General features: G+C 69.3%; 21 protein-coding genes and 2 tRNA genes. 11 read left to right on the forward strand and 12 right to left on the reverse strand.

Features of this window, described 5'->3' with window-relative positions; all coding sequences use genetic code 11:
- Positions 1-138: 138 nt before the first annotated feature.
- On the forward strand, positions 139-291 hold the full coding sequence (locus Pla133_RS26345) for a hypothetical protein (RefSeq protein WP_419191568.1): 153 nt from the start codon (positions 139-141) through the stop codon (positions 289-291).
- A 531-nt stretch (positions 292-822) separates the two neighbouring features.
- Here the strand turns inward: Pla133_RS26345 and Pla133_RS15315 are convergent.
- Both Pla133_RS15315 and Pla133_RS26350 read right to left on the reverse strand, forming a co-directional pair.
- Complete coding sequence (locus tag Pla133_RS15315; RefSeq protein ID WP_145066745.1) at positions 823-1,182, reverse strand: hypothetical protein; 360 nt, start codon at positions 1,180-1,182, stop codon at positions 823-825.
- 191 nt (positions 1,183-1,373) lie between these two features.
- A complete protein-coding gene (locus Pla133_RS26350; RefSeq protein WP_419191569.1) occupies positions 1,374-1,550 on the reverse strand; it encodes a hypothetical protein in 177 nt (58 codons plus the stop codon).
- Between the two features lie 860 nt (positions 1,551-2,410).
- Here Pla133_RS26350 and Pla133_RS15320 point away from each other — a divergent pair.
- The 3 genes from Pla133_RS15320 (at position 2,411) to Pla133_RS15325 (ending at position 6,202) form a co-directional block, all read left to right on the forward strand.
- Entirely contained in the window at positions 2,411-4,849 is a 2,439-nt protein-coding gene (locus Pla133_RS15320) for a carboxypeptidase-like regulatory domain-containing protein (protein WP_145066747.1), read from the forward strand.
- A 927-nt stretch (positions 4,850-5,776) separates the two neighbouring features.
- Positions 5,777-5,908 carry a hypothetical protein gene (locus Pla133_RS26355; RefSeq protein ID WP_419191570.1) on the forward strand — a complete coding sequence of 44 codons (132 nt, stop codon included), beginning with the start codon at positions 5,777-5,779 and terminating at the stop codon, positions 5,906-5,908.
- A 6-nt stretch (positions 5,909-5,914) separates the two neighbouring features.
- Entirely contained in the window at positions 5,915-6,202 is a 288-nt protein-coding gene (locus tag Pla133_RS15325; RefSeq protein ID WP_145066749.1) for a hypothetical protein, read from the forward strand.
- Positions 6,203-6,602: 400 nt separating this feature from the next.
- Here Pla133_RS15325 and Pla133_RS15330 read toward each other — a convergent pair whose 3' ends face one another.
- On the reverse strand, positions 6,603-8,798 hold the full coding sequence (locus tag Pla133_RS15330) for a molybdopterin-binding protein (RefSeq protein ID WP_145066752.1): 2,196 nt from the start codon (positions 8,796-8,798) through the stop codon (positions 6,603-6,605).
- Here Pla133_RS15330 and Pla133_RS15335 point away from each other — a divergent pair.
- The 3 genes from Pla133_RS15335 (at position 8,769) to Pla133_RS15345 (ending at position 11,928) form a co-directional block, all read left to right on the forward strand.
- Positions 8,769-9,257, forward strand: a complete 489-nt coding sequence (locus tag Pla133_RS15335) for a tetratricopeptide repeat protein (protein ID WP_145066754.1) — start codon at positions 8,769-8,771, stop codon at positions 9,255-9,257. The genes Pla133_RS15330 and Pla133_RS15335 overlap by 30 nt on opposite strands.
- A 578-nt stretch (positions 9,258-9,835) precedes the next feature.
- Positions 9,836-10,603 (forward strand): ChaN family lipoprotein, encoded by a 768-nt coding sequence (locus tag Pla133_RS15340; RefSeq protein WP_145066756.1) that lies wholly within the window; start codon positions 9,836-9,838, stop codon positions 10,601-10,603.
- 347 nt (positions 10,604-10,950) lie between these two features.
- On the forward strand, positions 10,951-11,928 hold the full coding sequence (locus Pla133_RS15345; protein ID WP_145066759.1) for a zinc-binding alcohol dehydrogenase family protein: 978 nt from the start codon (positions 10,951-10,953) through the stop codon (positions 11,926-11,928).
- A gap of 42 nt (positions 11,929-11,970) precedes the next feature.
- Here Pla133_RS15345 and Pla133_RS15350 read toward each other — a convergent pair.
- The 3 genes from Pla133_RS15350 to Pla133_RS15360 form a co-directional block, all read right to left on the reverse strand.
- Positions 11,971-12,048, reverse strand: a tRNA-Glu gene (locus Pla133_RS15350).
- Positions 12,049-12,197: 149 nt separating this feature from the next.
- Positions 12,198-13,472, reverse strand: coding sequence for a metabolite traffic protein EboE (gene eboE / locus Pla133_RS15355; RefSeq protein WP_145066761.1), 1,275 nt, complete (start codon positions 13,470-13,472; stop codon positions 12,198-12,200).
- Between the two features lie 21 nt (positions 13,473-13,493).
- On the reverse strand, positions 13,494-13,748 hold the full coding sequence (locus Pla133_RS15360) for a Trm112 family protein (RefSeq protein WP_145066763.1): 255 nt from the start codon (positions 13,746-13,748) through the stop codon (positions 13,494-13,496).
- A gap of 102 nt (positions 13,749-13,850) precedes the next feature.
- Between Pla133_RS15360 and Pla133_RS15365 the strand changes: the two genes are divergently transcribed.
- The 3 genes from Pla133_RS15365 (at position 13,851) to Pla133_RS15375 (ending at position 17,391) form a co-directional block, all read left to right on the forward strand.
- Entirely contained in the window at positions 13,851-14,945 is a 1,095-nt protein-coding gene (locus Pla133_RS15365) for a hypothetical protein (protein WP_145066765.1), read from the forward strand.
- Positions 14,946-15,083: 138 nt separating this feature from the next.
- Positions 15,084-16,418: an aminopeptidase P N-terminal domain-containing protein gene (locus Pla133_RS15370; RefSeq protein ID WP_145066767.1), complete on the forward strand. Its 1,335-nt coding sequence runs from the start codon at positions 15,084-15,086 to the stop codon at positions 16,416-16,418.
- A 10-nt stretch (positions 16,419-16,428) separates the two neighbouring features.
- Positions 16,429-17,391 (forward strand): hypothetical protein, encoded by a 963-nt coding sequence (locus Pla133_RS15375; RefSeq protein WP_145066769.1) that lies wholly within the window; start codon positions 16,429-16,431, stop codon positions 17,389-17,391.
- Between the two features lie 97 nt (positions 17,392-17,488).
- Here the strand turns inward: Pla133_RS15375 and Pla133_RS15380 are convergent.
- From Pla133_RS15380 to rpsB, 5 genes are all read right to left on the reverse strand, one after another.
- Positions 17,489-17,564 (reverse strand) — tRNA-Lys (locus Pla133_RS15380).
- A gap of 474 nt (positions 17,565-18,038) precedes the next feature.
- Positions 18,039-18,596 carry a ribosome recycling factor gene (frr, locus tag Pla133_RS15385; protein WP_145066771.1) on the reverse strand — a complete coding sequence of 186 codons (558 nt, stop codon included), beginning with the start codon at positions 18,594-18,596 and terminating at the stop codon, positions 18,039-18,041.
- Positions 18,597-18,757: 161 nt separating this feature from the next.
- Positions 18,758-19,468 (reverse strand): UMP kinase, encoded by a 711-nt coding sequence (gene pyrH, locus Pla133_RS15390; RefSeq protein WP_145066773.1) that lies wholly within the window; start codon positions 19,466-19,468, stop codon positions 18,758-18,760.
- A gap of 182 nt (positions 19,469-19,650) precedes the next feature.
- Positions 19,651-20,634: a translation elongation factor Ts gene (gene tsf, locus Pla133_RS15395; protein ID WP_145066775.1), complete on the reverse strand. Its 984-nt coding sequence runs from the start codon at positions 20,632-20,634 to the stop codon at positions 19,651-19,653.
- 108 nt (positions 20,635-20,742) lie between these two features.
- Entirely contained in the window at positions 20,743-21,717 is a 975-nt protein-coding gene (gene rpsB / locus Pla133_RS15400) for a 30S ribosomal protein S2 (RefSeq protein WP_145066777.1), read from the reverse strand.
- Between the two features lie 707 nt (positions 21,718-22,424).
- Here rpsB and Pla133_RS26360 point away from each other — a divergent pair.
- Complete coding sequence (locus Pla133_RS26360; protein WP_419191571.1) at positions 22,425-23,396, forward strand: GGDEF domain-containing response regulator; 972 nt, start codon at positions 22,425-22,427, stop codon at positions 23,394-23,396.
- Positions 23,397-23,433: 37 nt separating this feature from the next.
- On the opposite strand, the gene Pla133_RS15410 is transcribed toward Pla133_RS26360, so the two are convergent.
- On the reverse strand, positions 23,434-24,624 hold the full coding sequence (locus tag Pla133_RS15410) for an NPCBM/NEW2 domain-containing protein (protein ID WP_145066782.1): 1,191 nt from the start codon (positions 24,622-24,624) through the stop codon (positions 23,434-23,436).
- Positions 24,625-25,116: the final 492 nt, after the last annotated feature.

The raw sequence follows: 25,116 nt of genomic DNA on the forward strand, positions 1-25,116 counted from the left end.
CCGTTCCCCGACGCGGATCGACAGAAGGCGTTCGACGCGGACCTCAAACACTGGCGTCCCTACAGGACGTGGCGCTTCGAGCGAAACGCCGACCGGGCCGACCTAGAGCACCGCCATGGCTACGACACGAAGCACGCGATGCACCTGGCTCGACTGCTGAAGATGGGCGAGGAGGTGCCCTCCCAAGGCACGTCGATCGTGCGCCGACCCGACGCCGAGTGGCTGCTCGGAATCCGGGATGGCACCCTCGACCACGAATCGCTCGTCCAACTCGCCGAGCCGATGACCTAGAACCTCAATCAACAGATGGAGACGTCGAAACTTCCTGACGTCCCCGACCAGCAGGCCGCTGAGGACCTACTGACCGAACTCCGCCAGCAGGCTCTGGCGCCTTCTGCGAACGGATCCGAAGCGCGAGATTGAGCGCTTGCTCGAAGGCCGCGCACCGCGCGCCACCGAGTCGCCCGAGGCCGCCGGAGCCCGCTCGCAGCCGTCGAAGGCTTGGTGCCAGGGGCCCAGTGCGTCCCCTTCGACGGTGTCTCGTCTGCAACCGTCGCCACTTCCCCGGTGTATGGCCGCTTTCGCATGGGGCGTGCGAAGGGGAAGAGATGGTGAAAGTAAGGGGACACCGTTAGAACTCTTCTCCTGCGGCGTCCTGGAGCTGGATAGTCGGATCCAGGACCTGGTCCGAGAGGCCGCATGAGAGAGCGCGTGAGGCTCCCTGGCCTGGCAGCCGGCCCATCGGGCCCAACGTGGGCCGATGCCCTCAGATCGCGTCTTGGCCGCCCAGGACGCCCGCCTGCCCGCCCCAGCGGCTTCCCCTCAGCTCGCGTTCTTCCGGGGCTGCGCAGTCCTCTCCGTGGCTCCGCCTGGGACTCCGGGATCGGGCGGCATCGCCCCCTCTTGGGCGAGGCGCCGTCGAAGCTCACATACGGATGGGCTGGCAAGGAGATGCCAAGCTGTTCCAAGCACCTCCGAGAATGCAATCGACAGTCCGTTGCCGTCGAGCTGGAAGGCCCGGCCAACATCGCTGATGAGCTTCTCGACTTCCTTGAAGGTCTCCGCCGTCGCCGAGTGGTGCGCTCCTCCGCACCTGTTGGCGACGAAGCGAACGGCCTTCTCGCGGTCAACCGTCGCTCCGAGCGTCCCGAGGCTTGGTTGCTTCCAGAACTTGCCGAGCATCACCTCATCCGTGCCGTAGTCCTTGCGCGACTCGGCAGCCAACCACTCGAACTACGGTCGGTGCGGGCTCTTCGACCGGGGCTCCCGGAGGACCCAGAGCGGTGGCACCACCTTCTCGCGGCATCGGTGCCCCCGCACTCGAAGAAGAGCGATTGCTCGATCAGATCCGCCTTCACCTTCGGGGTCGTCACCTACAAGTCCAGCCCATGATCGCGTCCCACTCGACCGAGCAGGCCGTCGTCCATGAGGACGCGCAAGATGATGCTCGCCTGGACCGCTCCCCCAGGGCCGGGATGGCCAGAGGACACGATCGCGGCGAGCTGGTCGAGGTGAAAGCAGACGAGTGCCTCGCGGCTGATGAGGGGCATGGTCGGGTCCTCCTTCCGAAGGAGATCAACACTCGGAACTCTGAGCTTGAGCAAGGGAAACGGCGCATCCAGCCGAATCCCGCCTGCGCAGTTCGGCACTCACCATTCCGACAACGAAGAAGGCCGGTCCCTGGGAGGGTCCGCCCTTGGGCACTTCCAGATCACAGGCGCGCCATCGCCCGGCTCAACTCCAGGAAGGAGCTGCGACATGGCTCAGTATCGCCCCTGCCGATCGACCGTCCAGCGTCCGTCGCCGAGGTCGAACGACGCCACCTCGTGGACTTCGCGGTGGTACGCGCTTGCCAAGCACCTCGATGGCCGAGGACACCACAGGCGGGCGTGGCGCCTCCGCAACTGCCGACCGCGCAAGGAAGGTGGCTTCACCTGCAAGCGTCCGCAGCTCTGCGACTACTGCCGACTCGTGCGCACCCTGGATATCAGAAAGGACTACGCGACACGGGCGCTGAGGGGCGTGAACGAGTTCCCGTCAACTCGGCTGTTCTGGGCGACCCTTACCTTGGGCGAGGACGACTCGTTCGAGTCTCAGGCCAGCGCCTTCCTCAACATGCTGCGCTCGATGCCGAGCCGGAGCAGCTCTTGGAAGAAGGTCACGGGGATCCTGTGGTCCCCTCGAACCCTCCAAGAGGGCGAGCCGAAGATGGCGTACCCACCTCCACTGCATCCTCGCCGTCGATCTCCTCGATGCACCGAGGCATCCCAGATCTCTGGTGCTCGCATGGACACGCGCGGTCTGGGCACACGAGCACCAAGGGAACCCCGCACCTTCCTCGAAGGCCGCTGAACGCTTCTTCCGACGCCTCGTCCTCAACCGGGACATCCGCCCGCTCCACTGCTACTCGTTGTCTGCACTCTCCACGCCTCGAATCGCTACCTACTCGACGCGCAATCTGGCCGACGACATCGGGAAGCTGTGCGAGTACGTGGGAATGCGGAAGGACCACCGGCACGACGCAGGGCCCGCCGATTCTCGATGCGAGCCCAGGACCACGTCGACGTGGACGAAGCTCGGGTGTACCTCCGTGGCTGCACCGTGGCCTTCCGGGCCATCCCGAGGGAAGACCTCGACGCGCTCGCCGTCATCTGGAAGACTGGGAACTCGATTACAGAAGAGGAAACTCCGGGTAGAGCGGAACGAGGGAAGCTCGATGAAGATCACCAGCCTTTGCATCCTTGCCATCGGACTCGCCGGATCGGCGAGGCTCCTCCCGTCCCAACCCCAGGATGAACAGGCCAAGTCGAGTGCCACGGTCGAGGGAGTCTTCGTCGATCAAGACGGAGCCCCGCTCGAAGGCGTTCATGTCCTCAACCGCATCTGGCCCGGGGCGGAGTCCTCGACCGAGAGTGATGGGGACGGGCACTTCGAGATCCTGCTCGAATGGGATGGCAACAAAGACGGGACCTGGTACGAGGGCTACGCCCGGAAGGAGGGTCGCGCGATGCTCAAGTTCCGCGCCGATCTTCGTGCGGGACAGGAGTTCGACTTCGGGCGACTGACGCTGACCCCCGGCGGAGTTCTCTCCGGCGAGGTCCTCGACGCTTCGGGAGCCCCCTTGTCGGGGGCCATGCTTCTCGTCGTGGATGCGGCCCAGCAAGCCTCGGCCCCCGAAGGCGCACAAGCGGACGGTCCACCTTGGGAGCAGGTCATCGACCGGGGCAGCACCGACGCATCGGGCGCCTACGAGATCATCGGTGTCCCACCGGGCACCTGGTTCATCGTGGCGAAGCACGAGAGCACCTGGTGGCTTTGGAGCGAGCCGATCAGGCTGGAGGCGGGGAAGAGGGCAACAGCATCCCCCTTCCACCTGGAGTCCCTCCCCGCGGAGTATCAGATCCAAGGCCGGGTCGTGGATCCCGGCGACAAGCCGGTCGCCAACGCGCAGGTCGCCACTTCGGTCCTCTCCCCTGACGGGCGCTTCATGATGCAGACGACGGCTCGTACGGATGAGTCGGGCCAGTTCGTCCTGTTCTTCTCTCGGCTGCCCAGCGGGACGGTGGACCTTCGCGTCCAACCGGAGGGAGACGAACTGGATGACGGTTCGCTCTTGGATGTGTCGCCTGGAGCGCGCGACCTAGTCGTACACCTGGGAGGAACGAAGGTCCTTCGGCTCCACGTCGTGGACGACACGGGCCGACCCGTGGAGCGCTACGGATGGGGGCTTTCGATCGACAAGCCGGGCAGCTTCGTCATGACCGGGTCTGCTCCCGCGTTCCATGAGGGCGGCTACGCGACCCTGCGCGTCCCCGAGCACCCTTTCGAGCTGGAGATCCGCTCTGACGCCCACGACCGCAAGGAAATCGGCGCGTTCACGCCCGATGCCTTGCCGAAGGTCTTGGAGATCACCCTCACGTCCTCGCAGGCGATCTCCGGCTACGTCACCTTCCAGGGCCGTCCTGTCCCGGACGTTTTCGTCGAACTGGTTCAGCGAACGCCCAACTACCTCGACGGCGTCGTCGAGGGCCACTGGAACGGACTGTACTACGGCCTCGAGAGTTCCACGACGCACACCGACCAGAGCGGACGCTTCCGCATCCCCAACGACTTCCCCCACATCACCTACTACGCGCGGGCGTGGGCGGACGGGTACGCGGAGGGAACGTCCGGTCCCGTCAAGGTCGGGGCGACAGGGGTCCACGTCGAACTGGGGGTTGGCGGCGAGATTGCCGGAGTCGTGAGCGTGCCTCGCGGATTACCGCCAGGTGGCATCGAGCTGGAGTTCTACCGGGAGGAGATCAAGGCGAGCAGCATCAACACCTCCGTCGGCAAGATCCTTCGAACGATAACCGACGACGACGGGTCGTATTCGCAGCCCCACCTGGATCCTGGAACGTGGCTGGTCAGAGTCCACCCCTCCGGGACGTTGCTCTCTGACCTGGGCTGGTCCGAGGCCAAGGTCGAGGCGGAGTCCCATCCGTACGTCGTGACGGTCCAGGACCAAGACACCACCTACTTCGACATCGCACTCGGAAGGGACGAGCCTTGCATCCTCGAAGGACGCATCTCGGTCGGGGACAAGATCCGGGAGGGCTACAGCGAGTTGCTCCTCGAAGGTCCCTTCGCGCTCGATCTCGATTTCTCCGGCGTAGACGAGCATGGACGCTTCCGGCTAGTGGCACGGTCATCCGGGAAGTACCGCCTGGTCATCAACGCCGGACCCGGACACCACCAGTACAAGACGATCACCGACCTCGTCGAGCTTGTCCCCGGCACCAACGCATGGGAACGCGACCTGCCCGTTGACCAGTGGACGGGGGAAGGCATCCGCCTCGACGCCCACTGAGCCATGACGGGGGAGAACGCGCTCCATGTGCTCCAGCTCGACGACCGCCTGACGATCCGCCTGACTGCCGCCGAGAAGCACCTCATCAAGTTCCTTGCCGGTCAGGCGGGGATGTCCACGGGGCGCTACGTGGTGATGGCAGAGGGAGTACGTGTACTACCGCTGCGCTCGGTTCAACGCTCCGGGTCACCCCAGAGTTCGCGTGTTGGAGGCGGCCTTGGACGCGCAGGTCCTCGCGCTGTTCGACACGCTCCGCGTGGAGGACAACGGAGGTTCGAGCCTGATTCGTGGGGGCTCTCCAAGCGCGCACGTGGAAGGCACAGGAACGGTCGGCTCGTCACCTCGGCCGCCTGAACTCGCGCGTCGCACGCGTGCGGAGCATGCGAGACGAACTCCTCAATGGCCGCCTGGCGCGTGAGTTCGACGAGGAGACCATCGCTCGCAAGGACACCTAGCTGCGCTACGAGGAGGCCAGGCTCAAGGACCAGATCGACACGATCGACAACCACCGCACCGACGAGACGAGCTTGATCGTCGAGACGTTTTCGCCGTCGGCAAGCCCGTCGACGACGAGCGCCTGACCGACCGGCCCGCGTATCCGGCGCCTTGAGGGCGGCCGGTCTCAGTACTGGATGAGTTGCACGGGTCAAGATCGCTGAACGCGTGCTCGTCAACTGCGGCAAGAAGTCGGGCAGGAGCGAAGGATGAGCGCCCCCCTCGGGCCTGCGGCAACCGCGGCCCTGCGTACGGGCACCCTCGCGATCGACAGTTGCTTCGAGCAGGTCCGCTACGGAGCGTCCAGCCCCGGAACGAGCGACCGGTGCTGTCCCCGTGAACATGTCTCGAGTGCCTGGTCACTGGGCACCTGTACCGCGGGCGCGCAGCGGCCCGCACTAGACCGATGGGCCCCGCCGTCTCTGGCCAGCCATGCGAACGACCATCCTCGGCCTGCTTCTCCTCGCCTCCTGCGCCGCCTGGCACTACGACGTCGATCAAGCGGCAAGCCCCTTGGCCACCGACCAGCGGCCCGCCGGTGTCGTTCCGACGGTGCAACACTAGGGCGGGATGCGGACGGTCCTGCGGGAGGGGCGCACCGAAGGCCGCGTCGACCTCATCGACGTCGTTGGTCCGACGACCGTCGCGGTCGGGGCCCTGGAGGGTCTGGTCGGGGAGATCAGGGTCCTGTGCGGCGTCGCCCACCTCGCCCAGGCCCAGGACTCCGCATCGGTAGACGGCCTGCTGGTCCGCAGCGCTGTCGATGGCGACCGAGCAGCACTTCTGATCGCCGCCGCCGTCGCGGATTGGAGTGAGCACAAGATCGGTTCGGTCATGAGCCTTGCCGAGCTCGAGTAGCGGATCGCGTCCGTCGCCGCCGATCAGTCCATCGACTCCAACCCCTTTCCCTTCCGGGTCGAGGGCACCGCGAGCCAGCTCGAGTTCCATGTCCTCGACCACTCCAGCCCGATCGCCCGCCCCGACGGACCTGCCCCATGGCGCCTCTCCGGCGAGGACGAGAGGGTCGTCCTGGTCGGGTTCTACGCGCGGGATGCCGGCGGCGTCCTGAGCCACCACGGGCAGACGACGCACACCCACGCGATCGTCGAGCGTAGTTGGGCTTCAGGGCACCTGGACCAGGTGTACTCCACGGGCGGCGCCACGCACTTCTTCCCGTTTCGCTGAGCTGGGGTCGCCGATGCTTGCAAGTGGCGCGGGCCGGCGCGGAATCATTCCCAGCCGGCCCGCCGACGATCCCTCAGGGCTGCCCGACCAGGATGTCGAGTCCGTTGGTGAGCCGGATGCCCGCAGTCGGCGTCAACGCAGCCCCCTGGCAGGTCAAGTATGCCCCGACGAGGGTGCAGGTGTCGGGCAGGCCCACGGCGAACGGTGCGCCCGGCGCGGTCGCCGACAGGAGCACAAAGGGTCCGCCGAGATCGCACAGCAGGGTCCCCTCGACTCCCAACGGGAGGTTGGCGGGGATCGCACCCACCAACAGGAAGTCGGCCACGGCGCCCGGCTCGAACGTCGAGTGGTCGATCGAGGGTGACCAGATCGAGCCGACCACGGGCTCGGCGCCCGTCGTCGGTTGGAGCGCGGCGGGGTTGGCCGGCAGCCCGCTGCGGACAACCTGCACTGGCTGGACGGCCTGGTTCCCGCAGCCGTCGATGGAGAAGACCACGTCGCTCCCGTCGGAGCTCGCTTGAACGCGTCGGTCGCGCGCGATCACGCGCACCCGCACGTCGGCGATGCCGTCACTGGACGAGAGGCGCCAGTCGTAGGCGAACTGGGTCGCGGGGAGATCGTCGATCAGCCAATGCCAGGTGCGCCCGCCGTCGTAGGAGGCCTGGAGGTCGAAGCCGCGCAGGGCCTCGTCGTCGGAGACCGTCCAGGTGACCGCGACGATGCCGCCGGAGTGATAGGCATCCCCCGCCGACGGCGAGGTCATTGCAACCATCGGCGGCGCGTCACCGATCCATGGGTGCGGGCGCAGCTCGAAGTTATCGCTGAAGTACCAGCGGTCCTCGCCGGCGCAGAACAGGGCGTAGCGCGCCAGGTCCGTGCTCGCGGCCGGCACGCGGTCGGAGAACATCGGCTGCTCCAAGCCGTAGCCGAGGTCGACGAAGGTCCCGAGGTCCTCGAGCTGCAGGTACAGGTTGCCCCAGACGCCACCCCACGCCAACGAGTACGGCTGGCCCACGGTGACGCCCGAGGAAAGGTCCGTCTCGAAGGCGAAGGGCTGCTCCCCGTACTCCGCGTCGAAAAAGAGCACGTCGCTCCAGCCCTCCTGACCGGCGTCGTCGACGGCCACGATGCGGAACGCCGACGGGTTGATGTTGGAGGACGGCACGGGATCGGGGATCGTGACCTCGAACGACCGCGCGAGCCCGGAGATCCCCTCGACGATCGGCGCGAGGCCCGGATTGTCGCCGTGCGCCGAGTACTCGATGCGATGGGACACGATCTCACCGTCGTCCTCGACCGTCCAGCGCAGGTGCAGCTTGCTACCCGGCTCCAGCGAGCTGGTGATGCGCGGCACCCGCACGACGGGCGGGTGGTCGTCGAAGTCGGGCGGCGTCGCGAGGAAGCGCAACACCCCGACCGGTCCCTCGACCAGATCCCCGGAGCCGCCGGGGTTCGAAGGGTGCTGGGGCCCGTCGGCGCCGCCCCAGTAGGCGCCCTGGGCCTCGTCCTCGACCGGCTCGCCGCTCAGCACCTCGCTCTGGACGGCGATGCCGTTGCCCTCGAACCAGTTGGGGTTGGGATCCGCCTCCAGGTGGGCGCTGCCGAGGCCGGTGGCGCGCGCCCCGATGGCGTTGTCGAGGATGCGGGTCTTGCCCACCTCCAAGGTCCCGAACTGCGCCGCGGTCGCGCCGAAGTCGTTCTGCTCCAGGAGACAGCTCTCGAGCCGCACGTAGGAGTCCGACGCGACCACGCCGATCTCGGCCCCGCGAACGATGCAGTGCTCGAGCTTCGGTCGGCGGTCGTTGCCCTTGTAGCGGATGCCGGCCCAGGGCTGAGCGGGGTCGGCGGCCTCGAGCACGATCGGCGCGTCGGGTGTTCCCAGGGCATTGAAGCGCGAATGAAAGGAGGCCAACGCCTCGGCGGACGGTTCGAAGAGGATCCGCGTTCCAGGCTCGACCTCGACGATGCCGGACAGATCGCCGTCGCCGAACGCGCTGCCCTCCCGCCACAGGTAGGGCACGTCGAGGGCCCCCAGGTCGATCACGCCGCGCGCGATGTTGTCGAGGAACTCGGCGACGTTCTGCTGGTTCCCCGACGTCGGGACGACGCTGCCGGGCAGTAGCCCACCGCCGCGCAGGGTCAACGGAACCGGATTGCCCGCGATCGAGTTGTTCGGGCCGAGCATGTGGTTCGAGCCGAACAACGAGATCGGTCCCTGTCCGTAGTCGGTCTCGCCCGGTTGGTAGTCCGTGACGTAGTCGATGGCCACCACGCCGTGCTGTTGGGCGGCATCGGCGACCTGCAGACCGCCGCGGACGAGTTGGCTACCGCCGTCGCTGAGGGCGAGAAGAGCCTGGGACCTGGTCACCCCCACCTGGCTGGCCTGCTCGACAACCTGGCCGCCGTACGCCTCGCCGCCGGCGACGCACGGGGCGCCGAACAGGCCAGCCGCGCATGCTTCGAGGTCCGCCAGCAGCTCCACCCCAAGGGCCACTTCCTGCGCGCCCGGTCGGCGGCGCGAATCGGCCTGGCGCTCCAGGCCCAGGGCCTCGAATCCCAGGCCCTGCCCTGGCTGGAGCTGGGCGAGGTCGGCTACGCGCTCCAACTCGAAGTCGGAGACCCCCGACGAGCGGAGTTCGAGCGGGCCCTGGCGAGCTGCCGCGAGGCGCTCGGATCGGGCGAGCCCCGGCCCTCTTCTGCGAGCGAAGGCCATGCGTCCGATGGGTAGTTGGCTGCCAACAGGTGGGTCCAGCGAGCGCTCGGACCGATGGCCCCCGCAGCATGGCTGCGGCCCAGACCCCGAGGTGCACCGGTAGCAGTGCCGATGCGACTCGGATGACGGCACGATCGACTCTCGAGCTTCGCGATCTCCGAGCGACCTCGAAACTCGGAGACCCGCTCGATCTCGCCCCGGCGAACGCGCCTGAGGACTACTACCTCGAAGGGTGGTCCCGCCATGAACGCTCAATCACCTCGATGGTCTGGATCTTCATCCTCGGCGAGCCCGTCCGCTGCGTGTGGTTCGACGAGGACGGGAAGCTCGCGGACTGGTTCGTCGGCGGCTCGTGATCAGCGCGGCCGTGTCCTCGGATCCCCTCACTGGCTACCCCCGGGCAATCAGGAACCCGACGCGCGTGGTCTCGAATGTGGCCACGGGGGCCGCCGCCACCGCTCTACGGGAACTGACTTCGCACGCCGGCCGAGGCAAGGAGGCCACCCACCGGCGACACGGGCGACCTATAGTTGCAGGCGCGGCTCCCAGTGGCTGCGTGCCGCTGCCAGCCCCGCCAGCGGCCCCAATCGGACATGGACCAGCCCAAAGCGCCCAGCCGCCTCCACCTGTGGAGGTTCGTCCGAGGGGACGAACCGTCGCCGGCGTTCGAGCAATGGGCCTACCAGGACCCGACCCTGCAGACGCAACTCGGAGCCGACCTACACCTGGCGTTGATCTCGACGGACTTCTATGACGCGGAGGCCGTCTGGTCGCTGCGCGAGCGGCTGGGCTCCTACCTGCGCTCGTTGCCCGGGCCCCGCTGCCGCTGCGTGCGCCTGCGCGACCGGGACATCGTGGACATGGGCTCGTTCAACGCTCCCGCACCGGTGTTCGAGCAGGACCGTGAGTGGTCCCACGAGGACGTGATGGACACGCTCGCAGAAGTGCGACGGCGCGGTGAGCCGCGTTGGTGGCTGTGGGCCGCACGCTGTACCGCCTGCGACCAGGCATGGCTCGTCGGCTCCGAGGAGCGCCAGAACGACCTCTACTGCTTGCGACGCCTGGACGAGAAGGAGCTTCGCGCCATCGAGGATGAGGACCGCTGGCCGCAGGACTTCGACAGCTACGAGCGTCTGCTCCATCTCGGCAGAGAGGCGGGACGAAGGGTCCGATTCGCCGATCCGCTCGACTCGTCCTTGGATTGCACGATGGCCGACCTCGCGCGTGCGAGGCCAGGGATCAAGGTCGGTGAGCTGGCGAGTCTCCTGAACCTCGACATCGACTTGGCCGCCGAACTGGCGCGACGCGCCGAGCGGCAAGGCGGCGTGACCATCTCGTTCGACGAGCAATCTTCCGGGTGAACGCGAAGCGATGCGCTCGGTCGTGTAGCGGGCACCGGACGCACGCGGCCCCCCCGGCAACAACGACACTTGCAGAGCCTGCTTCGGCAGCAGGCGACGGCAGCCAGCTCCCTGATCCACCCTCCGCTGGTGGGGTTGACGCACCGTCGTTGGACGACGGCGAGTCGTCCGGAACGGCACTCGCTCGAGCCCGGCAGGCAGGAGATAGTGGAGGCAAGGTGGCAGGGTTACACCTCTCTGCTCACGGTGTCCGTAACCCAGAGCTCGATAGCGGGGAGCTGACCCTCACACCGGCCTGATCGAATGACCGACCACACGAAGCCGTTGCATAGCAGCACGGCCCCCCCATGCGCGCCTACGTGATCCACGCCCCCGGTGGCCCGGATGCCCTTCAACTGGAGACGACTCCCGACCCCGCGCCGAAGGAGGGTTGGGTCCTGATCGACGTCCGCGCGTTCGGTCTCAACCGCTCGGAGTGGTTCACCCGGCGAGGAGACTCTCCCTCCGTCAGGTTCCCTCGTGTGCTCGGAATCGAGTGCACCGGGGAAGTCCTCGACGCCGGCGGCACCGACCTCGTCCCCGGCACGCGCGTTGCGGCACTCATGGGTGGCATGGGTCGCGAGTTCGACGGCAGCTACGCGGAGAAGACCCTGGTGCCGCGTGACAGCGTGTTCGCCCTCCCCAACGACCTGCCCTGGTCGCACTTCGCCGCCCTGCCCGAGATGCTGCAGACGACCCACGGGTCGCTGCACAAGGGACTCGAGGCCCGCGCGGGAGAGACGCTCCTCATTCGCGGTGGGACGAGCTCCGTCGGCCTCGCCACCCTGGCGCTCGCGAAGGACGCCGACATGACCGTGATCTCGACCACCCGGTCGCTGGAGAAGGAGGACATGCTGCGTGCGGCAGGCGCGGACGACGTGATCGTCGACACGGGCGAGATCGCCGGAGAGATCAGGCGACGAGCCCCGGGTGGCGTCGACCGCGTCTTGGAGCTGATCGGAGCGACGACGCTCCTCGACTCCCTGCGCTGCACCCGCCGCGGCGGCGTCGTCTGCATGACGGGCATCCTCGGAGGGTCCTGGACGCTCGACCAGTTTCACCCGATGGGCGACATTCCCACTGCGGTGAAGCTGACTTCGTACGCCGGGGACGCAGGCGACATCACAGCCGACTTGCTCTCGTCCTACATCCAGAAGGTGCAGAGCGGGTCGCTTTCGATCCCGCGTGGACCCGTGTTCCGATTCGATGAGCTGCGCGAGGCGCACACGCTCATGGACGACAACAAGGCCAACGGGAAGATCGTCGTCACCCTGGAGACCCCGTGAGCCGTTCGCTCGAAGTCTCGATGTCGCAGAGTGCGAGAGAGGTGGTGACCCCGAGGGGATTTGAACCCCTGTTACCAGGATGAAAACCTGGTGTCCTAGGCCTGACTAGACGACGGGGCCACCGGTCGCGCGAGCGGCTTGCCGCCCTGCGAAGCGAAGAAGTTAGGGTCCCCTACCGGGGGCTGTCAACGCGGCGCAGGCCTAAATTGACGGGGGTCGGGTCGCGCGCGGGATCGGAGCTCGGAGCTGTCGTCGAGGGGCCGGCCCGCTCAGCGCAGGGGCGGTTCCCAACCGGCGGCGGCGATGCGGGCGAGCACGTGGGCGTACTCGCGCTCGAGGCCGTCGACCAGGGCGCCGGTGCCGCGTGCTTCGTGGGGCAGCACATTCCAGGTGTAGGTCTCGATCTCCACGTGCAGCTCGTCGAGGCCCCACAGGCGCGGCTCGGCGAGCAGGTGGCCCAGCATCTGGTCGGCGTCGGCCAGGGTCGTGGTCAGGCCACCGGCGCCTTCGAGGGGGCCCGCGAGATCCACCGGCACGTGGAAGTGGCAGCGCCACTCGCGCGCGGCGTTCCAGCGCTCGCGGCCGGCCTCGTCGAGGGCGGCCAGCTCGGCGATGTCGCCGCAGCGCAGCACGCCGCCGCCTTCGCTCTTGGCCGTGACCTGGTGCAGGTAGACGGGCTCGTCGAGGGCCAGGAGGCGCTCGCGCCCGGACTCGTCAGAGCCGGGGTCGGGCAGGCGCAGGGCGCTGGAGAACTGCAGCTTGCCGAGCGGCAGGCCGACGGAGTTCGCGGCGCCGCAGGCGCGCTCGAGGTTCTCGAACTCCACGGCGGCGTGGCAGGCGTCCAGGCACAGGCCCATGTAGCGACGCACGCGCTCGCGCACGTAGCCTCCACCCAGGGCCCGCGCCACGTGGTCGACGGTCGGGGGCACGTCGGCGGACCACTCCACCGTGTCGTTGGCGCAGGAGCGTGGCTCGGGCTCGACGCTCAGCACCATGCGCGGCGCGCCCCCGCGCTCGAGCTCCTCGAGTTCCGCCACGGCCGCGGCGAAGCCGGGCGCGCAGCGCTCGATGGCCTTGGCCGCGTGGGCTTCGGTCGAATGCATGCCCGCGTGGGTACTGATCGACACGTGGCCCGGATCGTGGCGCTGGAGCCCGGCCGCGATGCGCGCAACGCCGACCGTGTAGGCGGCGCGCTCGGCCTCGTCCCAGCGGGGCCGGAAGACGCCCTGCTTCAGCCCCTCGGCGTGGAAGTCGCCGTAGGGGAAGGCGTTGAAAGTGAACGGGTCCAGATCGCCGTCGGCCAGGACCTCGGCCAGGCGCGCGCGATCCGCGGCGCCGTTCTCGGCCGCCAGGGGCAGGGCCACCGATGCCGGCAGGTAGAGGCCCACGCCGAACGGCCCGCCGGCGCCGAGCCGCTCGCGCAGGGGCAGGGTGACCTCCCGTACGCCGGCGATGACGCCATCCAGGTCCTTGGCCGGATGGACGTTCAGGCAGTAGGCCAGCTTGACAGCACGGCCCGGAAACCTCGGGTGAACGAAGCGCACGAGGGCGGGCTCGACTGGCTCTCAGGCCGCCGGGACGGCGATCCCCTCGTCCACGAGCAGCACCGGGATGCCGTCGCGGATCGGATAGACGATCTGGCCGTCCTCGCGGAGCAGGCCGCCCTCGATGGGCTCGGTGACGCGCTCCCCGCCGACGTTGGTCAGGGTCCTGCCCGCGATGGCCGCGTTGACGCGGGCGATCAGAGCCCCGTCAGCCTCGGTCAGGGGCTGGAGGGTCTCGGGGCAGGCGACGATCTCGAGTAGGTCCTTGTTGATCATGGCGATGGGCGCGGCGGCGGATGCGGTTAGGTTAGCCGCTCCAAGACCATGCGGATCCATCGAGCCCCGAGCACCTGCTTCTGTACCGGTTTCTGGGCCGCGATGTTGGCTGTATTGCTGGCTTCGCCCCTCGTTTCCTCGACGGCCCGGGCGGCCGCGCAGGAGCTCGAGATCGGTCCACCGACGGGTATCGAGTGGCCCAGCGAGGGGCGCGTCTCCGCAGCCTTCGCGGCTCTACCCCCCGGCGAGGCCGGAGTTTCGCCGTCCTTGGCCTGGCCTCCGGTCGACGCCGCGCCCGGGGCCTGGACGGACGGCGGGCCCTGGTCGGATTGGGCGGAGGCGGTGGCCGCCGAACGCGACGGCGACCAGCCGGACGTGGCGCGACGCGAGCGGCTGTGCCTGACCGCCCTGCGCCAGGGTCGTCACGGCGACGCCTGGCGCCACGCGGCCGTGGTCGCGCGCCAGGACCCCGACCGCGGCCGAGCCCTCTTGGCTCGCCTCCAGCCTGGCGCGCCGGCTGGAACGGCGGTGCTCGGCGACGGCCGGCTCGAGCCCCTGCCCATGGGCGTGCTGCTGGAACCCTCCCTCGCGCCCCCCACCGATCCCGGTCCCAACCGCCTCGACATCCGCGAGGTCGTCGTGCATGGCCTGCGGATCGGCGAGGGAGTGGTCGGCCTCAAGGTCGGCGTACGCGGCGACGGGGTCGAGTTGCAGATCGAGCACGAGGGCGGAGCCCCGGTCGAGCTCTCCGTGCGGGTCCCCTGCCCGATCGGCTTCCGCACCCGCGTGGAGTACGCCAACTGGGAGAAGCTGCCCACCATCGGCGAGTCGATCCCGGTGCGCGTTGAAGCGGGCGGCGAGGCCTTCCGGGTCTGGGCGCGCAACGAGCTGGATCCGACCCCCTGGCCGGCGGCGACTCCGGCGACCTTCGACAGCCGACTGACCCACTCCGGGCTGCTGCTCGTGGTCGCACCGGGCGACCCGGCGGCGGCCGAGCTGGGCGGCCTGGCGACGGCCTTCTCGCGCCTGTTGGGCGTGGCCTGCTCGACCGTCACCGACCCCCGTGCCCCGGCGGCGGGCGTCACCGCGCCGCTGCGGGTGGATCTGACCGACCCCGCGAGCCGCGGGCCGCGACTGGCGGCCCTGACCGGCGCCGTCGAACACTTCGCCCTGGAGCGCGGCGAAGGCGCTCGCTGAGAATCCACGGCGGCCCCGAGCGCAGCGCAGGCGGGATGACGACGGTCCCGGCCCGCGCCTACCGCGTCCCGCCCCGCGCGCGACGTCCGCTGGAGCCCGGTTAGACTGCCCGCCCCGTCCCCTCCCCCCCGCGAGACCATGAGCAAGAGCCGACCCTACGCCGACCATCGCCGCCGCTTCCTCGACCTCCTGCGCGAGCAGGACGCTGCGGCGGTGATCTTCACGGCCACCGAGAAGACCCGCAACCACGACGCGGAGTACCGCTTCCGGCCGGACAGCGACTTCTGGTACCTGACCGGCTTCCGTGAGCCCGACTGCTGTCTGCTGCTCCTGCCCGATCGCGAGGAGGGCGAGTCGGTGCTGTTCCTGCGCCGGCGGGTGCCCGAGGAAGAAGTCTGGACCGGTCTACGCCTGGGCGTGGAGCGTGCCTCGGAAGTGCTCGGTGTGGACGAGGCGCGGCCGATCGAGAAGCTCTGGGACGACCTGCCGGAGCTGTTGAAGGGCTACCGCGACATCGTCTACGCCCTGGGCCGCGACGAGGGACGCGACCGCAAGATGATGGACGCGGCCAAGGTGCTGCGGCGTCAGGCGCGCGGTGGCGTCCAGCCGCCGTTGGAGTGGATCGATCCGCTCGAGACGCTGCACGAACTGCGCCTGTTCAAGACCGAGAGCGAGCTCGAGATCATGCGCCGCGCCGCCGCGGTCACCACCGAGGCGCACACCGCCGCCATGGCCGAGACCGCGCCCGGCGTGAACGAGGCGGCCATCGACGGCCTGCTCGAGTACACCTTCCGTCGCCGCGGTGGCACCGGTGCCGCCTACACCAACATCGTCGCGGGTGGGGCCAACGCCTGCATCCTGCACTACATCGAGAACGACCGTCCCTTGAAGGCGGGCGACCTCCTGTTGATCGATGCGGGCTGCGAGATGGACTTCTACGCCTCGGACGTGACGCGCACCTTCCCGGTCGACGGTCACTTCAGCGCGGAGCAGCGAGCCCTGTACCAGGTCGTGCTCGACGCCCAGAAGCAGGCCATCGAGCACGTCCGCAAGGGCGTCACCTTCGAGTCGGTGCACGACGTCGCCACCCGCGCCCTGTGTGCGGGGCTGGTCGAGCTCGGTCTGGTGCAGGGCAGCGTCGACGAGGTCGTCGAGAGCGGCTCCTACCGGCGCTTCTACATGCACCGCACCGGTCACTGGCTGGGGCTCGACGTCCACGACCAGGGTCGCTACCACCTCGCCGGCCAGTCGCGGAAGCTGCAGCCGGGGATGGTCCTGACGGTCGAACCGGGGCTCTACGTGGCGCCGGACGACGAGACCGTCGAGGCCCGCTGGCGCGGGATCGGCATCCGGATCGAGGACGACATCCTGGTCACCGAGAGCGGCTACGAGAACCTGACTGCCGCGATCCCCAAGGAGATCGAGGACGTCGAGGCCGCCTGTGCCGGAACCGGCAACCTGGCAGCCGTCTGACCCCACGCCCATGGCCGATCGACCCGAGGGCGTTCCGAGCAGGCTGCCGCGCGAGCAGGTCTACGCGGCCCTGGTCGAGGCCCTGCGGGTCGCCAGTCGGCCGCGTGCGGCGTGGATCGCCGGCTTGCTCGTCCCGGTCTTCGGCTACGTCCCGCACCTGCGCGGCGACGGCTTGATGATCAGCGACGGCCAGGGGGTGGTCAGCCCCTTCAGCGGGGTCGAGTTCAACCTGGGCCAGGGCAATCTGCAGATCGCGGTCACCGCCATCGCCCTGGCCTTGCTCTGGATGCGGCTCCAGGCCAGCGCCATCGCCGGCCTGATCGTCGAAGCCGACCGCAAGGTCGGCCGCCTGGAGCGGACCGACGGCGAGCTTGGCGAGGACGAGCCGTCCCTGAAAGCCCTGGGCAAGAGCGGCGAATCGCGGGCCCAGGACTGTTTCGGTGTCCTGGTCGCCCGCTACTGCCTGGGTCTGGCTGCGATCACGGGCTTCCTGGTGCTGCCGTCGGCCGCAGCGGTCAACACCAGCAACTGGGCGCCTGGACTCGAGCCGATTGTCTGGTCGGCCTTTGTCCTGATCGTGCTCCTGGTCTTCCTCTACCTGGCCGTGGTCGAAGTGACGGCGCAGATCGCGCTGATGAGCTGCGTTCACAACGGACGCGGTCCGGTGTCGGCGCTGCAACACGCCTGGCGCCTGATGCGCTCCGACCCCGGCGCCGCCACCCGCGCGGGCCTGGCCCACTTCGCAATCTTGGTCGGAGTAGCCCTGGTTCAGGGTGTCCTCGTCGGCGTACTGGGCGGACTCGGAACCATCCTCGCGTTCGCCGCGGCCGGCGCAGGCGGGGTCGCGCGCATCAGCTTCTGGGAGCGCGCCTACGACGCCCTGGGTGGCTGGCGCACCGCGACGCCGACCCCGCCGAGGGATCCCTCGACCCAGAAACCGGTAACGGCGGGCGTCGCCGCGGTCGGCGAGTAGCGTCCACACGCCTGGGTTCAGTTCACCCGTCCTACGTGCCCTGATCGAAATCACCGATCGGCTCGACCCGGGGGAGGACCCGCACCGGGGAGGTAGGTGGTGAGCGCACCAGGGATCGAACCTGGGACCTACTGGTTAAAAGCCAGTTGCTCTGCCAGCTGAGCTATGCGCCCACCGTCCGACCGGCGGCGAACCGTCGGTCGGGGGCGAAAGCATAGGGAATCGAATCCGGCGATGGAAGCCTCCCAGACTCCCGATTCCCTCGGATCCGCGGAGCACGAAGCCGCGCCCCCGGAACCCACCGGGTCGGCGGGAGCGAGGCCCCGACCCGGTCCACCACCGACCGATCCGCCCCCGACCTTCGATCGCCGCCGGCCCCCACGCTGGTCTCCACTCGCGGCAGCGCAAACACAGCTCGCGGCAGTTCAAGTCCGGCCAGCCGAACCGAGAGCCACGAGTGCGATTGCGAGCAGCCCCGGTCGAGGCAATGCGGCCGGCCTCTCTCAGCGCGGCGCCCGCACCAGCGACACCGCGGAAACCGACGACGCCTCGCGAGCCCGGGGCTCGCGAGGCGTCGGCACGATCGCATCGGAATCGGCACCAGCGCATCGGAATCGGCGCCGGCGCGCGGGAGTCGGCCCTCGGCCCTACTCCATGATCTCGGCGACCTTCTTCTCGTAGACCGCGTCGACCTTCTTCTCCCACTCCTTGAGCAGGACCTGGATCTCGTCGACCAGCTTCTTGTGGTCGTCCTCGGTCAGGTCGCCGTCCTTCTTCTGCTGGTCGGCATGCTTGTTCATGTCGCGGCGGACGTTCCGCATGGCGACGCGTGCCTCTTCGCAGATGTCCTTGACCTTGTGCGCGAACTTCTCGCGCTGCTCACCGGACAGGGGCGGCAGGGTGATGCGTACGACCTTGCCGTCGTCCTGAGGCGCTGCTCCGAGGTCGGCCTTGGAGAGGGCCTTCTCGATCTCCTTCATCACCGAGGCGTCGAAGGGCTTGATCGCCAGGGTGCGCGCATCGGGGATGGTCACCGAGGCGAGCTGGGCGATGGGCGTCGGCGTCCCGTAGTAGTCGACCTTGATGTTGTCGACCAGCGCCGAGCTGGCGCGTCCGGTGCGGATGCCGCGCAGCATCTCGGTCAGGTGAGACAGCGCCTTGTCGAAGCGCTGCTTGGTCTCCTTGATCGTCTCGGAGTCAGCCATTGGATTGCTCTTCCTGCGTCTGGGCGCTCGAATCGGCGCCGGGGGTCCCCATCCTAGCTCGCGGGTTCGCCGGAGCCACCTCGGGGCGGTCCAAGTTCACGACCGAACCGTCACGGGTTCGGGGCCAAGCCCCGAGGCCGGGGCCGCTCATGCGCCGACGATCAGGCCTGGATCAACGTGCCCAAGTTCTCGCCGCGGATGGCGCGCTCGATGTTGCCCTCGCGGAACAGGTCGAAGACCAGGATCCGCAGGCCTCGCTCCATGCAGAGGGTGATCGCGGTGCCGTCCATGACCTTGAGGCCGCGCTCGAGCACTTGCATGTAGGTCAGCCGGGGCAGGCGCTCCGCGCTCGGATCGAGCTTGGGGTCGGCGGTGTAAACGCCGTCGACCTTGGTCGCCTTGAGCAGGACCTCGCAGCTCAGCTCCGACGCTCGCAGGGCCGCCGCCGTGTCGGTGGTGAAGAAGGGGTTGCCGGTTCCTCCGCCCAGGATCACCACCCGGCCTCGCTCCAGATGCCGTAGGGCCCGACGCCGCACGAACGGCTCGGCCACCTCACGAATCTCGAGCGCCGTCATCAGGCGCGTCGGTGCGCCGGCGGCCTCGATCGCCTCGCTCAACGCGACGCCGTTGATCACGGTGCCGAGCATACCCATGTAGTCCGCGCTGGCCCGGTTGGTGCCCAGCTCGCTGAACTGGGCCCCGCGCAGGATGTTGCCCCCACCGCAGACCAGAGCGACCTGGACGCCCAGGCTGGCCACGTGGGCGACCTGCGCCGCCACGCGCTTGACTGCGTCGGTATCGAGTCCGTGGCCGGTTTGGGGATCGCCGAGGGCCTCGCCGGAGAGCTTGAGGAGAACGCGCTGGTAGGGCATCGGGGGAGTCTCGTGGGGGGCTGCGAGAGTCGGGATGGTCGGGGCCCGCGGTCGGCGCCACGGTCGGCGCCACGGTCGGCGCCACAGTCGGCTCTGCCGCCGCGGTCGTGATACGACGCGCGGCCCAACCGTCGGGGACGGTCGGACCGCGCTTGGTGGTCAGGTATGGCGACCTGGCTCGATCACACTTCCATCAGGGAGAAGAACTCCACCTCGGAGTCCCCACCCAGCTCGGCCTTGACGGCCTTGGCGACCGTGAGCTTGTCGTCGAAGATCCAGGCCTGGTCCACCAGGCAGCGATCGGAGAAGAACTTGCTCATCTTGCCGTCGATGATCTTCTCGCGCATTTCCGCGGGCTTCTTGGCGAGCTCGTCGCTGTCGCGGAAGACCTCACGCTCGCGCTCGATCACGTCGCCGGGGACATCCGCGGCGTGCAGGTAGGCCGGCTTGGAGGCGGCGATGTGCTGGCACAGTCGCACGAGCATCGCCTTGACCTTGTCGGCGTCCGCCTGGGACTTGATCGCCGCAAGGGCGCCGACCCGATGGTTGTGGTGCACGTAGGACCCGACGTAGCCGTCTGAGGTCGTGAAGCGCGCGGCGTCGGCGACCCGGATGTTCTCGCCGAGCTTCCCGATGGCCTGTTGCACGTGCTCCTCGACCGTGACGCCGTTATCGACGGTCATGCTCGAGAAGGCCGCGGCGGCTTCCTCACCCGAGGGCAGGTCGCCGTTGAAGGCGGTCTCGGCGAGGTCACGCATCAGGGTGGTGAAGTCCTCCGTGTTGGCCACGAAGTCGGTCTCGCAGCGGATCGCGATCAGCGAACCACAGCGGGCGTCGTCACCGATCTTGGCCGCCACGCGACCCTCGGAGGTGTCACGATCGGCCTTCTTGGCGGCGGTCTTCAGGCCGGATTTGCGCAGATGGTCGACGGCGCCTTCGAGGTCGCCGCCCGAGGCCTCGAGGGCCTTCTTGCAGTCCATCATCGCCGCGCCGGTCTTCTCGCGCAGCTCGCGGACCAATGCAGCCGTAATGGCCATGGTGCTCGTCTCCTGATGGATCTCCAGGCCGGCTGTGCCGACGCTGTCGACCCGGGTGTCGGGTGAATCGTGGGTTACGGTCGCGGTCGCACCGGCTTCGATGCAGCCGCCCTTCGTGGAGCCAGCCACCGGGACTGAGCCGCCGAGGCCCGCCCGCGAGGGGTGGCCGTCGGGGCGATCCCGGGCGCGTGGCAGGAACGGGCGCGCGATCGATGATCACGCGCCCTCTTCCTCGGATCAGTCCTTGTCGGCCTCGACGCTCTTGACGGGCGTGGCCGGCGCGTTCAACTCCGCCGCGTCCGCATTGGCCGCGGGACGGTCGACGGTCGACGGCGAAGCGGAAGCGACTTCAGCCGAAGTAGCGGCTTCGACAGGCTTGGGGGCGCCCGCAGCGGCGGCCGAACCACCGGCGACCGGCGTCTCGTCCGCGCGGCGCGGGGGCGGCACGTTGCCGCGCGTCGGGCGCGGCTCGTCGCCGACGGGCGCGTCCTCGTTGCGCTGGGCCGAACCCACCGCGGCCAGGCTCTCGCGAGCGTTGGCGGCACCTTCCTCGACGGCCGAGACCAGGTTCTCGACCAGCAGGCGCACCGACTTCAGCGCGTCGTCGTTGCCGGGGATGATGATGTCGATGCCCTCGGGATCGCAGTCCGTGTCGAGGATGCCGATCACGGCCAGGCCCATCTTCTTGGCCTCGCGCACCGCGTTCGCCTCGCGGCTGGGGTCGATCACCAACAGCGCGCCGGGGATGCCGCTCATCTCGCGCACGCCACCGAGGTTGCGCTCGATCTTGCGCTTCTCGCGGCGCAGCGACGCGACCATCTTCTTCGAGAACTGCTTGATCGAGCCGTCCTCCTCCATGCGCTCGAGCTCCTCGAGGCGGCGCAGGCGGCTGCGGATCACGCTGAAGTTGGTCAGGGTGCCGCCGATCCAACGCTCGGTCACGACCGGCATGCCGGTGCGCTCACCCGCGTCGCGGACCACGCCCTTGACCTGGCGCTTGGTGCCGACCCACAGGACCTGGGCGCCCTCGGCGGCCATGTGGTAGAGGAAGTTCCGCGCCCGCAGGAGACCGCGCACGGTCTCGCGCAGGTCGATGATGTGGATCAGGTTGCGGCGCGCCTGGATGTAGGGCGCCATCTTCGGGTTCCAGCGCGAGACGTGGCAGCCGAAGTGCACGCCCGAGTCGATGAGTTCTTGAACGGTGACGTTCATGGGGTAGGGACCGTGATCTCCCCGGATCCGGGGGTCGTGACCGGCGGCCGCTGCAGCGGGGCAGTCGGCGCGCGGGTTGAGGTAGTTCGATGGAAGCAGATGTGGCGGCGGGAGATGCGAACCGTCGCACAGCCCGAACGCCGGCCCCCGGAACGACACGCTCGAATCACACCCGAGGGCCCCGCGCGGCCTTGCCACCCACGTCGCCGGATCAACGACGGGGTGCGGGGCGGGCGCCGGATCGCGGTGGGCTCCAGGGGAGCTGCTCTCGCGAAGGGGCGCCACGGTCCCCCACGAGACCGGGCCAGGAGCCCCCGGAGGCAGTCCGAGGGGACCGATTCCGGAGGAGAGGGCCGACAAGAATAGCGACGGCCTCTCCACAGTCAATCGAGCGCTTGGGCTCCGTGGCCCTGGCGACGCATGTCGACGCCGATTCGAGGCCGCTCGAACCGGCGGTCGCCGGGCGGCCCGCCAACGGCCAGACGACCCTCGACCGGCAACTTGCTGGACGACTGCAAGCCAGACCAACCCCATCGCAGGGGCCGCTCGGCGCCCGGTCGTCCGCGGCCAACAAATGCAAACCCCTTGGGCGCCGCGGCCCCCGCAATCCGGAGTCGGAAGGCCCGTTTCGAGTCTCGTCGCCAGGGAGCCGTCGACGCATAATCGGCCGCCGCGTCGGGGTTGCCCCCCCCCACCCGACCGAAAGAATGCACGAAACGAGCACGATCCTGGTCTGCGACCACCGAGGCGCCGGCATCCTCAAGGCCCTGCGCCCCCTCGCCGCCGCTGGCTTTCGCATCGAGTGCTCGCAAAGCCTCAAGCACAGCCTCGAACGCCTGAATCGGGCCCGGCCGACCCTGATGGTGGTCGACATGCTCTCGCCCGAGGGCTTCCACGAGCTCGGGGCGCTGGATCGCGCCCGCGAGGAGCCCCAACTGGTCCCGATGCTGGTGGTGCGGGACTCCGAGCATTCGGCTGCCTGGCAGCGGGCCGTGCGCGCCCTGCATGCCCCCGCCTGGGACCTGGTCGATCGCGAGGCCAGCGCCGAAGAGTTCCGCCTGCGGATCGACCGGCTCCTGGCCGAATCGCGCCTACGGCACGAGGTCGACGACCTGCGCCACCGTGCCAGCCACGACGACCGAACCGACCTGCTGCGGCCCCAGGCCTTCCAGTCGCGCCTGTCCGAGCAGTTCTCCGCGGCCCAGCGCCACGGCCTGGCCCTGACCCTGGCCTTGATCGACCTGGACAACTTCGGGTCCGTGAACAAGATCCACGACCACACCGTCGGCGACCAGCTGATCTCCGAGGTCGGCAGCGTCGTGCGCCAGAGCCTGCGTACGGAGGACATCGCCGGGCGCCTGGGCGGGGACGAGTTCGCCGTGCTGCTGCCCTTCACGTCGCCCAGCGACGCCAGCGGCGTCGTGCGCCGACTTCTGACGCAGATCGAGCGCCTCTCGGGCCAGATCAGTGGCCGCTCGGGCGCCCCGCTCTCGGTCACCGGGAGCCTGGGCTACGCCACCTTTGATGGCTCCAACGTCCCGACCGCCGACGAGCTCCGTCGCCGGGCGGAGCAGGCCCTCCGCGCCGCCAAGACGGGCGGTGGCAACCGCGCCATCGCCTGGATCGAAGTGCCCCAGACGGGCGCCGTCGACGAGGGCGTGGCAGCGCGCTCGGTCTAGGGCTCTCAGCGGGCGGGGCTCTTCGCGGACGGGGCCATCAGCGGACCAGGCGCAGGCGCAGCCAATCGGCCCGGTCGGCCACGTGGCGCTCGTCGGCCTCGTCGACGATCAGAGCCAGGCGCGAGACCCCCTCGAGCGAGAGCGTCGGCAGTCGGCGCACGGGATCGCCGCCGCGCTGGATCGCGCTCTCCCACAGGAGTTCGCCGTCGGCCTCGATGCGGAACTTCACCGATCCGCGGGCCGAAAGCTCGAGCACGGAATCGTCCAGGGATACCGAACCGCGCAGCTCGCGGTAATCACCGTCCAGGACGTATTCCAGGCGACTTGGCGCGTGCACGCCGATGCCGCGCGTCCACAACACGCCGCCCGCCAGCAGCGGCCCGCCGGTCACGGCGCGATCGATGTTGTGGGGCCAAACCATGCCGAGGTCATCGCCGAACGGAGACGCGTCCACCGCCACGTCAGGCGCGAGTTCGGAAAGGTAGCGCAGGCGTCCGTCGGCGACGGAGACCTCCGCGACCGCCCGCCAGCGCAGGAAGATCGGCACGCCGGCCGGCTGGACCCGGAGCTCGACGCCGTCGCGATCGATGCGCTCGAGGTCACCGCGCAGGCGCGAGCCGTCGGCCAGGTCGACGGCCACCGGCGACGTCAGCGTCGGCCCCTCGTCCAGATCCCCGAGGGGCTCCACGAAGAGCGCCGCGACCTCTTCCCAACTGAAGCGTGAGGCCCCCACGACCCCGTCGAACCGGACGCCCTCGGCCGAGAAGCCCGCCACAGCGCCATCGACGCGGTCGAGCCGATTGCCGACCAGTCGGTAGAGGCGATCGCCCTCGGAGGGCGCCTCCACGGCAACTCCCGGGTCACGCGGCAGGCGGCCGGAGAAGATCAGGGACTCGATCGCGTCGATGGGCAGGGGCACGAGGATCCCGGTTGCCAGCTCGAACAGCAGGCTCTCGTCCTCGCCTCCGGCGATGGCGCCGCGCAACCGGTCGCCGCCCACCAGGACGACCTCCGCGCGCTCCCTGATCGGGGGCGGGTCGGGCACCGATGTGTCGGCCACACGCAGGACCAGGCCGCCCAGGTCCGCGCGGCCGTCGGCCGGCAGACTGTCCGCAGTTGTCTCGGAGAGGGAGCCGTCAGCAGCCTCGATCAAGAGGCGCGGGACCGGGGTCTGGGGAAGGCTCGGCGGGGCAACGAGCAGGGCGGCTGTGAGGGCGGCGCGAAGCATGGACGGATGCTAGCCCCCATCGGTCGCCGGCAGCCACGCCCAGCAGCGCCTACCGGCGGCTGGCGATCGCTTCTCGCGCTCTGCCGGCATGGGGCAGGTCGATCCGCCCCCATCCGGGCCAGGGTTCCGCCCCATGGGAACAGCCCACCCGGCGTCGTCAACGGGCGAACTGAACGCGAGCCCAGACCGCAGTTCCCGCCTCCCGATGGCGCCCGGTGCAGATGCTGCGGCCCGTCAGGGGGCCCCCGCCTGCTGCAGGGGCCGCCGACCGTCCGAGCTGGATCTGCGGGCCCGCTCGGCCCCGCGGACCCGCGCCGCGGCCGAGTTCCCGGATGGGTCGCGACCGGTCGCCGGTCCGCGGGTCGCCGCCCGCTGCCAGGTTGACAGTCCTCTGGAGAGGCAACAGAGACGCCTGCCAGTGTGGCAGCGAAGTCCCGGCCCAGGGCGCCTGGCCGAGCTCCGGAGCCCTGGTTTCCGCCGCGGCATTCTCTT

This window comes from Engelhardtia mirabilis (genome assembly GCF_007748095.1).
Lineage (GTDB): Bacteria > Planctomycetota > UBA1135 > UBA1135.